At 51.0% G+C, this 12,762-nt stretch carries 13 protein-coding genes; 2 read left to right on the top strand and 11 right to left on the bottom strand.

The annotated features are described in order from the left end of the window. Positions 1-375: 375 nt before the first annotated feature. Complete coding sequence (locus HMJ29_RS00590; RefSeq protein WP_216634082.1) at positions 376-1,920, top strand: hypothetical protein; 1,545 nt, start codon at positions 376-378, stop codon at positions 1,918-1,920. Positions 1,921-2,063: 143 nt separating this feature from the next. Here HMJ29_RS00590 and HMJ29_RS00585 read toward each other — a convergent pair whose 3' ends face one another. From HMJ29_RS00585 to HMJ29_RS00565, 5 genes are all read right to left on the bottom strand, one after another. Further along, a complete protein-coding gene (locus HMJ29_RS00585; protein ID WP_171589661.1) occupies positions 2,064-3,713 on the bottom strand; it encodes a sensor histidine kinase in 1,650 nt (549 codons plus the stop codon). A 40-nt stretch (positions 3,714-3,753) separates the two neighbouring features. Then, the gene (locus tag HMJ29_RS00580) at positions 3,754-4,122 is read right to left on the bottom strand and encodes a hypothetical protein (RefSeq protein ID WP_171589660.1); all 369 of its coding nucleotides are present in this window, start codon (positions 4,120-4,122) and stop codon (positions 3,754-3,756) included. An 89-nt stretch (positions 4,123-4,211) separates the two neighbouring features. Continuing rightward, positions 4,212-5,255, bottom strand: a complete 1,044-nt coding sequence (locus HMJ29_RS00575; RefSeq protein ID WP_171589659.1) for a hypothetical protein — start codon at positions 5,253-5,255, stop codon at positions 4,212-4,214. A gap of 511 nt (positions 5,256-5,766) precedes the next feature. Further along, a complete protein-coding gene (locus HMJ29_RS00570) occupies positions 5,767-6,609 on the bottom strand; it encodes a hypothetical protein (protein ID WP_216634081.1) in 843 nt (280 codons plus the stop codon). Between the two features lie 35 nt (positions 6,610-6,644). Beyond that, positions 6,645-7,106, bottom strand: a complete 462-nt coding sequence (locus HMJ29_RS00565; protein ID WP_171589658.1) for an ABA4-like family protein — start codon at positions 7,104-7,106, stop codon at positions 6,645-6,647. Between the two features lie 162 nt (positions 7,107-7,268). Between HMJ29_RS00565 and HMJ29_RS00560 the strand changes: the two genes are divergently transcribed. Further along, complete coding sequence (locus HMJ29_RS00560) at positions 7,269-7,967, top strand: hypothetical protein (protein ID WP_171589657.1); 699 nt, start codon at positions 7,269-7,271, stop codon at positions 7,965-7,967. A gap of 83 nt (positions 7,968-8,050) precedes the next feature. Here HMJ29_RS00560 and HMJ29_RS00555 read toward each other — a convergent pair whose 3' ends face one another. The 6 genes from HMJ29_RS00555 to HMJ29_RS00530 all read right to left on the bottom strand — a co-directional run bounded on the left by HMJ29_RS00555 (position 8,051) and on the right by HMJ29_RS00530 (position 12,741). Further along, complete coding sequence (locus HMJ29_RS00555) at positions 8,051-8,482, bottom strand: hypothetical protein (RefSeq protein ID WP_171589656.1); 432 nt, start codon at positions 8,480-8,482, stop codon at positions 8,051-8,053. A 277-nt stretch (positions 8,483-8,759) separates the two neighbouring features. Then, on the bottom strand, positions 8,760-9,893 hold the full coding sequence (locus HMJ29_RS00550) for an AMP-binding protein (protein WP_171589655.1): 1,134 nt from the start codon (positions 9,891-9,893) through the stop codon (positions 8,760-8,762). A gap of 49 nt (positions 9,894-9,942) precedes the next feature. Then, a complete protein-coding gene (locus HMJ29_RS00545; protein ID WP_171589654.1) occupies positions 9,943-10,389 on the bottom strand; it encodes a hypothetical protein in 447 nt (148 codons plus the stop codon). A gap of 460 nt (positions 10,390-10,849) precedes the next feature. Next, the gene (locus tag HMJ29_RS00540; protein ID WP_171589653.1) at positions 10,850-11,353 is read right to left on the bottom strand and encodes a hypothetical protein; all 504 of its coding nucleotides are present in this window, start codon (positions 11,351-11,353) and stop codon (positions 10,850-10,852) included. A 78-nt stretch (positions 11,354-11,431) separates the two neighbouring features. Then, the gene (map, locus tag HMJ29_RS00535) at positions 11,432-12,196 is read right to left on the bottom strand and encodes a type I methionyl aminopeptidase (protein WP_171589652.1); all 765 of its coding nucleotides are present in this window, start codon (positions 12,194-12,196) and stop codon (positions 11,432-11,434) included. Positions 12,197-12,384: 188 nt separating this feature from the next. Then, the gene (locus HMJ29_RS00530; protein WP_171589651.1) at positions 12,385-12,741 is read right to left on the bottom strand and encodes a DUF6370 family protein; all 357 of its coding nucleotides are present in this window, start codon (positions 12,739-12,741) and stop codon (positions 12,385-12,387) included. Positions 12,742-12,762: the final 21 nt, after the last annotated feature.

Genomic DNA, 12,762 nt, shown 5'->3' with positions numbered 1-12,762 from the left:
CTAGCAGGACGAGGCAGAAAGCAGTGGTCATGGGAAGCGGAAGTGGAAGGAGGAAGAGGGTGTTGGGAGTGGCCTGCCAGGGCCTTGATTTGATTCTATTCTTTGCAGAGCATAACAACCACTAACGGCGTTTCCGGAGGGAGCAGCCTGCGTGATGATGGCCCGCCAGCCGGCCGTTATCAGCGGAAGAAAAATTGCGGACCAGGAGGTGGAAAAGTGCTCGGGCATATCATCTTTACGCTCTATTGATGAGCGCAAGTACATGACGTTAATGCAGCCGCTAAAACTTTTTTCTTACTTCCTTACTATTTCTACTATTTAGTTTTAAAACAGCAAATGTCTATAAATCAATAACTTGACATTTTAATTAATACAATGCCCAACGAAAACACCGATCCGGTTTTTCAGCTCATTAAGACCCTGACCCGCACTGAGAAGCGGCACTTCCGGCTGTTTGCCAACCGGCAGGGCTCTACCGATGGGCTGAAGTTTCTGCAGCTTTTTGATGCGCTTGACGGGCAGGAGAAGTACGATGAGGAGCGCGTGCTAGCCCAGGTGCCAGCCATTAAGAAAGTACAAGTAGCCAACCTCAAGGCCAATCTGTACCGCCAACTGCTGGCTAGTCTGCGCATGTATCACGCCGGTCATAACCTCGATATTCAGCTCCACGAGCAGCTGGATTACGCCCGCGTGCTTTACAACCGGGGCCTCTATCAGCACAGCCTGCGCATGTTGGAAAAGATAAAGGCTACGGCCCATCAGTCTGAGATGCCGCATATCGTGCTGCTAGCTCTCGATTTCGAGAAGCTCATTGAAGGGCAATACATCACGCGGAGCCTGCGCGGCCGGGCCCGGGAGCTATCAGACGAGGCGACTGATACGGTTACGCACCTGGCGCGGGAGCATGAGCTTTCCAACCTGGCGCTGCGCATGTACGGACGCTACCTCAAAATCGGGCACACCCGCAACCAGCAGGATTACGAGAAAATCACGGCCTACTTTCGCAATGGGTTGCCCGCGCTCGATCCGCGCCAGGCGGGTTTCTACGAACAGCTTTACTACTACCAGGCGCACGTGTGGTACTACACCATTACGCAAAACTTCCGCCTGTGCTTCCGCTATGCGCAAAAGTGGGTAGACCTGTTCGAGAACAACCCCACCATGCGCGAGCAGCAGGCCATGCTCTACATCAAAGGCCTGCATAACCTGCTGATTACGGCGCATAACATGCTCTACTACAGCAAATTTGAGCAGGTTCTGGCGCAGCTGGAGGCCTACGCCGCCGACCCCGACCGGCGCACCAGTCCCAACATTGAAATGCTGCTGTTCCTGTACATCTACACGAATCGGCTCAATGGGTATTTCATGCGTGGGCAGTTCACGGAAGGGCTCACAATCATTCCGGATCTGCTAGAAAAGCTCGACTACTTCCGGATTCAGCTCGACTCGCACCGGCGCCTGGTGTTCTACTACAAAATTGCCAGCCTGTACTTCGGCAGCGGCCAGCCCGACAAGGCTATTGAGTACCTCAACAAGGTGATCTATTTCAAGGAAGCCAACCTGCGCGAGGATATCCAGTGCTTTGCCCGCATCCTCAACCTGATTGCCCACTACGAAGCTGGCCGCGACGAAGCGCTGGAGTATCAAATTCGCTTGGTGTACCGCTTCCTGGGCAAAATGAACGACCAGCAGCAGATGCAGGAAGCCATCTTCCAGTTCCTACGCAACCTCGGCGACATTGCTCCCTTCGAACTCAAAGATGCCTTCATCAAGCTCAAAAATAAGCTGATCCGCATTGCCGAAAACCCTTTTGAGCGCCGCCCTTTCCTTTACCTCGACATCATCTCCTGGCTGGAAAGCAAAATTGAAAATGTACCCGTGCAGCAGGTTATCCGTCGGAAGTTCAAAGAACTGAAGTAGGCTCTTGAAATTACCTTTGGTTGCTGGTACTAACTCAGAGCGCAATAAATTGCTGCTAGGCCACTCGCCACGCTCGCTATTTTGCGCTACTGTTCGTCAAATTCTACTGCAGGTGTATAGCCCTGATGATGTGCGTATACCTCTCACGCATTTTCAGCGGCAGGTGATAGAGGTAGACGGATTGTGAACGTGGTAAATGAGTTTAATTCCGTTTCAACAGTTATACTTCCCTTATGCATCTTAATAATATCCTGACTAATAAACAGCCCCAAACCTACCCCCTTTGACGTAGGCTTGGTAGTAAAGAAGGGAGAGAATAACTGTTGCTTTTCAATGTCGGAGATACCATTGCCATTGTCTTGTATTATTATCTCTGTGTCTTGATCAGTACTGGCAGTTTTAATAGTTATTTTAGGCTGAAAGGTAGTGTCTATTAATGATTTTTCATGCAGTGCGTAAATAGCATTATTGATGATATTGTAAATAACAGAGCTCATTTCAGCTGGTACTATTTTAGTAGTGCAGTTGCTGCCTGGCTCTTGCACTAGCTCGAAGGTTATATGATGATGAGTTTCATCTATTTCATTTTTATAAGCAGCTAATTGATTTTCTATAAAAGCGTTTATATCTGTTTCAATAAAAATATCAGATTTAACTTGTAAAAGTTTATCCATGCTTTTGATGATTCTTGTCAGGCTGTTTCCATGCTCCCTGATCTTTTCTGTATTCGTTTCAATCATGGTAAGCAACGGCACCAATTCAGCCTGAATGTATTCATCTGCTGCGTAAGCATCTTTGCTTAATATTTCTCTGCTTTCATCTAATAGTTCGTTTGATATAGCGGCAAAATTGTTTACATAATTCAGCGGATTAAGCAACCGATCAACCAGACCTTTAGTAAGCTGACCAATAGAAGCCAGCTTCTCCTGCCGAATTAATTGCTCTTGCGTTTCTTTTAGATCCGTGAGAGTTTTATTAAGCCCCTCAAATAAATCATCTGACTTTTCTTTCTCCTTTATCAACTCTTTCGTTCTGTCTTCCAACTCCTGGCGCGCCGTTGATAAGTCAGTGACCATTTTGTTGAAAGCCAGCCCTAGCTCACCTATTTCATCCCTAGACTTGCTGGACACTCGCTGGGTAAGGTCGCCTCTTCCCACTTTCGTAGCGGCATCTCTGAGCTTTAGCACTGGAATGGAAATACTCCTGGCTAACCCAAAGCCAATGCCAATACCAATGCTAAAAACCAGGAAGCTGAAGAATAAAGAGGTGATTCTGATTTTTCGCTTACCCTGAATTATTTCGCGGGTAGAAAAGGCTAGTACTACCTCTCCGTGCATTATGGGTGTGCTGAAATTCGTTCTTTTTATAACGGTTGAGTCATTAGAGGTAGCATTAACATCTATCTGCTTATTATCAGGATAGGTTTTAAATACTGTTCTGTTTATCTTATAAGTAGTATGGTTGGTGTTCCAAACTGTATCGGTCTGTAGTAAGCTAACAAAGCGTAGTAGAGGGTCTTTTTTTACAAAATCCATGGCAGTTTGCACGCCCTCAAAATTTTGCTCAGTCATGGCTATTTTAACACCTAGCGCAACTGTGTTTGCTTGGTTTTGCACTTCCTTATTGAAGTTGTTAAGTAGTGTTTTTTCCTGAATAGCAGGTAAATAAAATAAAACGAAGAAGGAAAAAAGCAATACAATGCTCGTCACCGCCATCCAGATCTTGGTCTTGACCGTTAGGCGTATTTGTTTAATGTTTTGATAAAGCGGTGACTTGCGCAAGCTGATTAACATACTACATGGGTTATTGAGTAGTTTAGACCATCAATGAGCCTTACAAAGACCTTTTTCCATCAATAGCTATAACTTTATTGCTGGCAGAAGCTTGAGTCACAATTCCGATGGCGCCACTTGTTTGCGAAACGAATTCCTCTAATTCTGCTTCAGTATTGAAAAAGTTTGGTGCAGCAGCTTTGCCCTGAAATACCAAGGCAAGCCAATACTTATTGAGTTCGTTGGCGCTCATGTTATAAATTCTTTTGCTGGTGCTTACCCCAATTGGCGTATTGCTCTTTAAAAGAGCAATAACAACCTTGCTACCATCGGGCCAGCGGAGTTTCTCCCCCCGCATTACTGACTTAAGCTGTTCCATTTTCATCTCCGTTGGAATTCCCTTGCCGTTGGCAATTACCACGAGATTCATGTCCTGGGAATTGGCTGGCTGATGAAAGTACAGGAGAAGCAAGAAGGGGGTAATAAGGAGTCGGGATATCCAATTCATACTATATTGTTTTAGAAGCCGACCGCTACTTGAAAGATTACTCTGTCTGGTGATGTAATTATGGGTCTCTGTGTGTGTTGATATTCAAGTTTAAGTACAGCCAAATAGCTCATTTCATATCGTAGGCCACCCACAAAAGACCGGACGTTATTATGTATGTAATACACTTCCTTGTTTCTATATCGAATGTCGTCTACCCTTATGTAAGGAATTATTTTATCTGTTATTCTAAAGCCGGCATAGGCATAAGAAGCTACTGTGCGTTGCATGCCGAGGCTGTCAGACCTATTCATGGCCATGCTGCTTTCTGCTAATAGCTCATATCTTTTAGAAAACACTGAATCGGTGTAAGAAACCGATGCAGTCATTATATTTTGAGTGATTTTGGAAAGGATCTTGGTAGTGACGCCACTAGAGTGATTATGCATCATGCTGCCTTTTGAGATTACATCATGATACAAGGAAGCCCCCAAACGAAAGCCATCAACCGGCTTTACATGCGCGGCAACGGTGAGTGATTTAAACAAGTCATTATCAGCAATATCGCCTGAGCCTATTCCATTACCAACCATAACATCATAGCCAAACCGCAATTGGCCAAGGTTTTGGCCTTGCAGGCTGATGCCGGTAGTATGTAGCGGGATAATGCCTTCCGAGAAAACTAAAGGGCGCTCAACGGTCGGGAAGAACACCCGGCCATGGTGGTAGGTGTCGTTCCAATAATTGATAGGAGTATGGTGCTTGCCAATGAGCACGCTGTGATTACCCGCGTAATTATATTTTAATATTATGCGCTCAACACTTATGTCAAAATCTGTGGGTGAATCAAACGAATACTTAAATACAGTTTCACCGAGAAAGGATAATCGTTCGGTGATTTCTGAGGTAATAAATAAATCCTGCTCGCCAAGCCCAAAATTGAGCTTGTCTTTCTGGTAATATGAATAGGCATCAACAAACCCTCTTATCTGGGTGCGTTGGGCCTCTGATTGCTGTGCCAGGCACAAAACAAAAGCACCTATTAAGTATATAATAAACGAGTAGTTTTTTTTCATACTTGCTACGTTGGCTCGAATTGATAATAAGCTAAGTGGTGTCACCAAGCAAAGAAAGTTTCGTTTATGCCGCTGTTTAATACCGGCTTTGTAAATTCTGGCCTACGTATATTTTGAGGTGCTCTATGAATAATTTGGACTAGACACCTAGCTGCTATCAGTGAGGCCCGCTGTTCCTACCTGATGGCCGTTCCGGAGCCACTGATTCGTGCTTTGAGAGGGTAACAGATAAGCTGCTTAAGAAATGTGCTTATATTCAGTGGATATGAATAAAATATATTGAAATGTTTCTAAATGTAAGTTGTTTTCGGCAGTTCAGCTAATCTTATAACAGCTCATTTTTAAGTTAACTTGCTTGTGACACCAAGCCTGGCATCGGTAGGTTACAGCCATGTAAAAAGCCCCTGGCGGCCATGCAGGCGCCAGGGGCTTTGAGTAGCTCTTACTTATTGGCTCTCTATGGGCTATATGGTAAGTGCCAGGAAAATGTATTTCGTGTCTAAGGATGTACTTACCAGTGTGTAATAGGTTGAGCATGCAGTGCCTGCACGAACAGCAGGGCCACCAACCCAGCGTACAATGCTGTACCTAGCCACGTCAGGAGTGTGGCGCGTTTGGGCACTGCTCTGCTAATAACCCACCCCAGTAGCGGCACCACTTGCAAGGCGTGCAGGCCCAGGAAGTGGGCAACGCGCAGGTCGCCGGCGCGGGTACTCCACCCGAGGCCGGGTAGGCCCGGGCCGCCATCAGGCGCACCCACGGTGTGCTGGTTGAGGTGAATCATGGTGCCTCCTACTACGCTTCCGATCAAGAATAGTAACAGGCCTAGGCGCACGCCCCAAACGTAGCCCGCCGGGCCGTGAGGGCGGTGCCGCCACACCAGGTACACTGCCCAAACTGTCAGCACAGTATTCAGGGCGATGAAAATTCCCATGAGGCCGAAAACTATGCCATCGAAGGCAGTGGCCGCGTTGTAGTGCGAGGTAGTGCCGCGGGCCGCCTGCGTCATGATGCAGGCCATTTCTACTAACATACTCAAGCCCACTCCCCAGCTTATGAGGCGCACTGCCCGTTGCGCCGAGGCTGGCAAATCGGCTAGTAGCCAGGCCAGCGACCAGAGGTAAAGCAGGCCCGAAATTGCAAATTTGGCAGGCTTCACCCAAACAAGTAGGCCGGTTACCATGCGGTGGTCGAGGGGTAGCAGAGCCAGTGTTACCACCAGCATCCCTACGTGCAACCAGCCAGCCCCTGAAAGCACCGGATTCACACGGTGCAGTACTCGGAGCCAGGTGGCGGCATAGGCCAGGGGAGAGGCTCCTTGGCGAGTAACTGAAAACGCAGAAGATGCAGTCATTTTCAACGGTTGAACAGCAGACATAGCACGAAGGGTTAGAGGGTAGCAGTTGATAGGGATGCGGAATCTGCGGGGCTATAAAAGTGCCGTAGCAGGCTATAAAGCAGCAGCCCCACCGGCCCAAACAGGAACGTGAGCAGCAGGCAGGGCACCAGCAGCAGGTGCGGCACCCCGCGGCGCCGGGCATCCAGGCTTTCCCAAATCCCAATGCTCATATCAAAGCACAGATAATGCACCCAGCCGGCCAGCAGGCCCCACGGGTCTTGGAACAGGGCGGCTACCTCAGCCAAAGAGTTAAACCCACCCTCAGAAGAATGCGGCCCCAAGTAGTGCGAGCTAATTAGCAGGGCGTAGGCCACTGCCAGCAGCAACGGCAGCGCCCCGCTCAGCACCAGCCGCCGGGTAGCGCGCCAGCGCGGCGCCACAAGCAGCAGGCCCCACCCCAGCAAAGCAACGGTGTTGGCCACGGAAAACAAAGAATCGGGGGCGAGTAGCATGGCGGTCAGGAGTTGATAGCCCAAACTTGCGCATTGTGAACGGGTTATAGAAGCGCAAAGCGGGTGAACCGTACCCCAAAGGCTGTGAACTGCCGCTAGCCGCCGGGTGAACTGTTCGCATATAATGCAGTGCGGCTATGTAAGTACGCGTACCTTTGCGCCGTGAAAATTTCAGCTCTGACGTATGTGCCCTGTAGCAGTCTGCTACTCCTGTTAGGAGCGAGCAGGGTGGCCTACTCAAACGCAGCACTGCCTCCTGATAGCACTTTTGTGCGGCAGGCCCACCGCCGGGCTGTTTTTCAGTTTGACCAGCGCTTCTCTATTCTGAACGGGAAAGTGGTAGGTATCAATGGGGTGAAAGGCGGCATTGAGTGGCGCGGGCGCTGGCGGGCCGGCGTGGGTGTATACCGGCTTTCGGGCGGGGTACCCACGCGTGCTGCACAGCCCGAAGGTACCCCGCCGGGCACTCACGATGAGGTGCGGTTTCGGTACTTGGCAGCCTACGGCGAGTATGTGTTTATTGGCAACCAGCGCTGGGAGCTGAGTACGCCTTTGCAGCTTGGCGCCGGGAGCTACTACACGAAATACTACTTCCCCGATGGCGGGGTGCGGCGCACTAGCAAAGAAGTTATTTACATGCTGGAACCTTCCGTAGCTGCGCATTACCGAATATTTCGCTGGGTTGGTGTGGGAGCCGGGGGAGGGTACCGGCAAGCTTTAGCCGCCGGTGAAGCTCCCGAGGATGACATGAGCGGCATTATCTTCTTTGGGCGGGTTAAGCTGTTCCTCGGCGACTTTGTCAAGGTTGTGCGCGGCCATGAACGGTTGTTTACCCAACAAGGCCTGAAGCCCACCAACTAGTGGCCTGGCACCTCAATAATAGAAAGCCCCGCAGTAGCTGATACAGCTGCTGCGGGGCTTTCACTTGCAGGAGAATGATATACTTAGCGGGGTATAGCTACCCCCTTGGCCGTGAGTGGCCGGCGTAACATATACCGATACACCAGATTTAGTGGGGTGCCAGCTGCATTGTAGTTTGTGGGCTGCTCAATAATCTGCACAATTTCCCAGCCCAAGGAGCCCATGTAGTTGAGGGCGCTGATGGTAGTGGCAAACACCTGAATTTTTCCGGCTTCCCGCATTACCTGCTCTGAGCCGCCCAACTTCTCATAGCCGTAACCGAAATCCACGAAAATGTCGTTGCTCTTTTCTTTCTCTGGCCTGCCAATCTGAGCGGCCCCCGTGCGCATGAGCTCACAGAACTCATAGCGCACCGGCTCCTGCGCGGTAGTAAGAGTTACCGGCTTGGTCTGGGCCATGGCGGTAGTAGTAGCAATTGCGCCAACAAGCAACAGAGCGGTAAAAAAATGTTTCATGGTAAGGGCTGAAAGTGTAGGCGGCACCACGCAGCAGAGCCGTTCAAGAAGCAGTAATAGAATACAGCACTACAGTACAGCAGCGCTGAAAAAACTGTAAAAAGGCTTTAGCAGGGACTAAGCCAGAAAAAAGTGCGAAATAGGATACAGCGGTAAGGGCCCCTGAGTAGGGGTACGCCAGTATGCGCTGTTTGCTGTATGCAAAGCAACGGATATATTACGAAAGTAAGAAGCTGCCTGCATATAAATATGCGGCCGGCAAAGCAAAAGTAGCACTCTACCGCTGGTGCGGGTGGGGCGCCGCACCCTGCCCGCGCATGGTGCCCAAGCGGTCAAGCTTGCCCGAGGCAGTGGTTTTAAACTGCGGTACATACACTACCTCCCGCGGCCGCTCATACTTCTCCAGGCGTTCTGTGAGCAGCGCCAGTAGCTGTTGCTGCTGGTGGGGTGGGAGCGGGGCGCCTTCTATTATAACTGTCACCTGTTCGCCTAATCTGGCATCGGGTCGCCCCGCCACAAACGCCCGCCGCGACAGGCCTAGCTCGGTGAGGGCAACCTCCAGCACCAGCTCCACTTTTTCGGCCTGCACTTTCACGCCCCCGCTATTGATCACAAAATCGGCGCGGCCCAGCCACTCAAACGTGTGGTTTTCGGGCTGCAGCTGCACTCGGTCGTTGGTAGTGATGAGCTGGTCGTTGGTCACATCTGCCCGAACGGTGAGGCAGCCGCGCTCATCCTGGCCTACGTGAATGCCCGGCAGCACCTGGTAGTATGGCGAGACACTGGGGCCGTTGAGGCGGCGCAAGGCAATATGCGAGGCTGTTTCCGTCATGCCATACGTTAGGTACACGGGTACTTTTAGCTTCTGAATTTCTTTCTCCAGGCTTTTCTCTACTGAGGCGCCACCTACCAGAATGGCCTTCATGCGGTTTAGCCGCGGGCCATGGCCATTAGCCAGCACCTCCCGTAGTTGCAGCGGCACGAAGGAGGCAAAATCAAAGGTGGCGGCGGGCACCAGCACCATAGGGTCGGCCTGGGGCTCTACAATCGTGAGGTGCATGTTGCGCTCAAAGGCCCGTACCAGCATCATGATGCCGCCCACAAACTCACAGTTCAGGCACACCAACATTCGGTCGCCGGGGCCCAGGTCAAAGTAGTCGCCAGTGCGGCGGGCAGAGGCCTCCAGCTGCCGCCGCTTCATTTGCACCAGCTGGGGCTTACCCGTAGAGCCTGAGGTGCGCAAGCCAAACTCCTGCGCTCCGTTTAGCCACTGCCGGCAAAAATCAAGTACCCGGGCCTCATAGCCGTTTAAATCAGCGGGAGTGTTGGCGGGGTACTGCTGAATATCCTGGTAGCGAAACTCGCGGCCATTGAGCAGAAGCGAATCGGGGAGGAGCGTGGAGGCAGGCATAAGGGAGTAGGTAAAACCGGTAGCGGCAGCCACCGGCGAGAAGGGTTGCTCAGCTAAGCAGCCAGCGTTGGTATGCTTTCGCGGAGGGAGCCGTTAAGGAGGGTAAAACTAGCAGGAGAATCACGCAACACCCTATTTCCAAGGTGCCATGGGTTAGCACATAGGAAACCAGCAGCGGCAGAATAAGCAAGCACAGCAAGCTGTTGCGCAGAAATATCCGGCTCTTATAAATACGCAAATTGTCTTCGGCCAGCCGACGAAGGTTGGGCCGAAGTCGGCGAGAAACTGAGTACAGCAACAGGCCTACCACCGGTACCATGGCGCCCAGTAGCAGCAGCCCCGGCCACGCAGCCGCCCGCTCCGAAATGGCGGAGCCCAGCAGTTGGCTCCCAAGCCCTAATACCACCGCCGCCATTATAAGGGTCTGCACGGGGTAATGCAGCCAGTGCAAACGCCGAATGCGTTGGATGTGCTGGTAAAAATCGGCGTTATTCATACGGTGCAAGCTGCTACTGGGGCCGGGCTGAGTGGGGCTTCTCTAGCCTTAACCAACTCAGTGCTTCATCTTCTCGTCTGTGGCTAAAAACAAGTATTTATTGACTTTAAACAATTTTATGTCGTATCTTAAGCAAGTCACCAACCTCCAAACGCCATGCATCCCACCGCACCAAGTCCGTTTGCTCTGGCCAAGACCTTTGTTTTCCGGCGCTATCTTACATTACGCCGCCACATGGCCGCTCCCGCAATGACTCCTGCCGTTGAGGCAGCCCGAAGAGCCCGCAAACTGCTGAAGAAACAAGCCAAAAACGAACGACTCCGCAATTTCTTTGGCTGGTGCGAAGGGTGCAGTGCCTACGGATCGATATTTTAATCAGAATCTGCTATACGCACCACGGGCCACCCAGAGTAGGTGGCCCGTGGTGCGTATAGGCCAGTAGCAAGAAGTGGAAAGTGGCCTACAACACTACGGTGGCCGAGGCTACCATCATCATGTAATAGTTAGCGCAATGCACCGTGGTTAGCAAGAGCAGTTCTTTGGCATTAAGCTGTTCAAATAGCTCAGTAGCAGAAATTGTGTAGTCATGATTAAGCTTTATCCAATGAAAATCTGGCTGCACAAGTAGTAGTTCCTGCTCATCTTTGTCTTGCAGCACGTAAGTGTTTTTGAGCACACTCTTGTTCTTGAACACCAGCGCTTTGTTGCCATCAAGCCTCGACTTGATAATGATTTTTCCGGCCCAGTGCATCTTGAAAGTCAACAAGACTTTCTCTTGGTCTTTCAATTCAATGGTGGTACCCCAAAAGCCTCGGGGTTCAATTTGAAAAGACATTCCATTGGCAAGCGTAATAACCGCTTTCAAAGAAAACCACTCAGTATAGCGCAAGTGGCCTAGCACCGTGCCATTAGCTAGTAGCTGAAATTCTTTGGAGCCGTTGGCTTGTACGGTATACTCAGTCATAATCGGGTATGAATACGGGGTAGCTCGCTAGCGCAGTAGTATGCGGAGTAACGGTAGCCTAGTTGCCTGACGTGCTGTTTACTCCCAAATATCGTTTGCCTCCGTCAGAATAATGGGTTGGTCATCGGTAATTACAATGGTGTGCTCGTGCTGGGCTACAAAGCTGCCGTCTGTGGTGGCCAGCGTCCAGCCGTCATTGAGCTGATGGGCCAGGGTGGCGCGGGTTGAAATAAAGGTTTCCACTGCCACCACTGCGTTTTTCTTGAAGCGCTTGAGGTTGTAGCGGTCGTAATAACACGGAATTTCCGTGGGTTCTTCATGCAAGCTGCGCCCAATGCCATGCCCCACCAAGTTCTTGATAACCCGATACCCCGATTTACGAGCTTCCTTTTCAATCAGCCCACCAATATCGGCAATGCGCACCCCGCCGCGAATGCGGCTAAGGGCGGTGCGCAGTATCTGCCGGGAAGCATCAACGAGCGGCTGGTGCCGGTGAATATCCGTGCCAAGCACAAAGGAGCCACCATTATCGGCCCAGTAACCGCCCAGCTCCGCTGATACATCGACGTTTACCAGGTCACCTTCGTGCAGCACCTTGCGGTCTGAAGGGATACCATGCGCTACTTCGTTATTTACGCTAATGCACGTCCAGCCGGGAAAGCCATAAGTAAGCCGCGGCGCCGATTTAGCCCCTAGGGCTGCCAGAATGCTTCCGCCATATTCGTCAACCTCTTTGGTGGTCATGCCCGGCTGAGCATACTCGCGCATTTGTTTCAGGGTGGTGCCCACAGCTTTACTGATGAGTTGAAGCCCAGAAAGATCTGCTTGGGAGGTAATAGACATAGGCGGAATGTTTGGCGCTCCAATGTAGTAGCGCAGTGTTGGCTGGTCAGCGTTGGGGCTTTTTGTTAGCCATTGAATGTTTGCCCTACTTACTTAGGCTTACCTTCCTGCATGCGTCGCTAGCTTAGAGAATTGAGGGCGAAGCGAGCATATGGCAGAGCGAGAAGGTTTATACCCTGGCCAATTGGTTATTTGACCTTAGCCGTTTCTGGCAGAAGCTGGAAGTATGTAGCCTTGAAACGGTTGTCAACTACTTCCCCCTGCACCTGTGCTTTGCGCACAGAGTTGCATAACCCGTCTTTAGCGTGAGCGTCGCCGTGCGAGTCAATGTCGGTACCGTCTACGAAATAGGCTTTGCCATTAACACGAACAGCCAAATCACAGCTCTTGCCGGGCAGGCCTAGGCGGCACTGCCCGCAAGCGGCGTCTACTACCTGCAGCTTCTTAGCCGGATCAGGAGTGGCCGTTGTAGGTGCCGGGGCCGATTGGGCACGCACCGTAACGGTGGCAAAGCTTAACGACAGGAGTAGAAGCAGGACTTTCATAGGGAGGTATCTGATGTCAAG

Source organism: Hymenobacter taeanensis, assembly GCF_013137895.1.
GTDB lineage: Bacteria > Bacteroidota > Bacteroidia > Cytophagales > Hymenobacteraceae > Hymenobacter > Hymenobacter taeanensis.
The sequence above is the reverse complement of the archived record's forward strand: the minus strand, read 5'-3'. Positions and strand labels throughout refer to the sequence as shown.

What these genes read in the sequence shown, in the direction of transcription:
- HMJ29_RS00555 (WP_171589656.1), bottom strand. Translation starts at nt 8,482, where the DNA reads ATGAAACATTTTTTTACCGCTCTGTTGCTTGTTGGCGCAATTGCTACT.
- HMJ29_RS00580 (WP_171589660.1), bottom strand. Translation starts at nt 4,122, where the DNA reads ATGAATCTCGTGGTAATTGCCAACGGCAAGGGAATTCCAACGGAGATG.
- HMJ29_RS00570 (WP_216634081.1), bottom strand. Translation starts at nt 6,609, where the DNA reads ATGACTGCATCTTCTGCGTTTTCAGTTACTCGCCAAGGAGCCTCTCCC.
- HMJ29_RS00540 (WP_171589653.1), bottom strand. Translation starts at nt 11,353, where the DNA reads ATGACTGAGTATACCGTACAAGCCAACGGCTCCAAAGAATTTCAGCTA.
- HMJ29_RS00590 (WP_216634082.1), top strand. Translation starts at nt 376, where the DNA reads ATGCCCAACGAAAACACCGATCCGGTTTTTCAGCTCATTAAGACCCTG.
- HMJ29_RS00585 (WP_171589661.1), bottom strand. Translation starts at nt 3,713, where the DNA reads ATGTTAATCAGCTTGCGCAAGTCACCGCTTTATCAAAACATTAAACAA.
- HMJ29_RS00530 (WP_171589651.1), bottom strand. Translation starts at nt 12,741, where the DNA reads ATGAAAGTCCTGCTTCTACTCCTGTCGTTAAGCTTTGCCACCGTTACG.
- HMJ29_RS00565 (WP_171589658.1), bottom strand. Translation starts at nt 7,106, where the DNA reads ATGCTACTCGCCCCCGATTCTTTGTTTTCCGTGGCCAACACCGTTGCT.
- HMJ29_RS00545 (WP_171589654.1), bottom strand. Translation starts at nt 10,389, where the DNA reads ATGAATAACGCCGATTTTTACCAGCACATCCAACGCATTCGGCGTTTG.
- HMJ29_RS00550 (WP_171589655.1), bottom strand. Translation starts at nt 9,893, where the DNA reads ATGCCTGCCTCCACGCTCCTCCCCGATTCGCTTCTGCTCAATGGCCGC.
- HMJ29_RS00575 (WP_171589659.1), bottom strand. Translation starts at nt 5,255, where the DNA reads ATGAAAAAAAACTACTCGTTTATTATATACTTAATAGGTGCTTTTGTT.
- map (WP_171589652.1), bottom strand. Translation starts at nt 12,196, where the DNA reads ATGTCTATTACCTCCCAAGCAGATCTTTCTGGGCTTCAACTCATCAGT.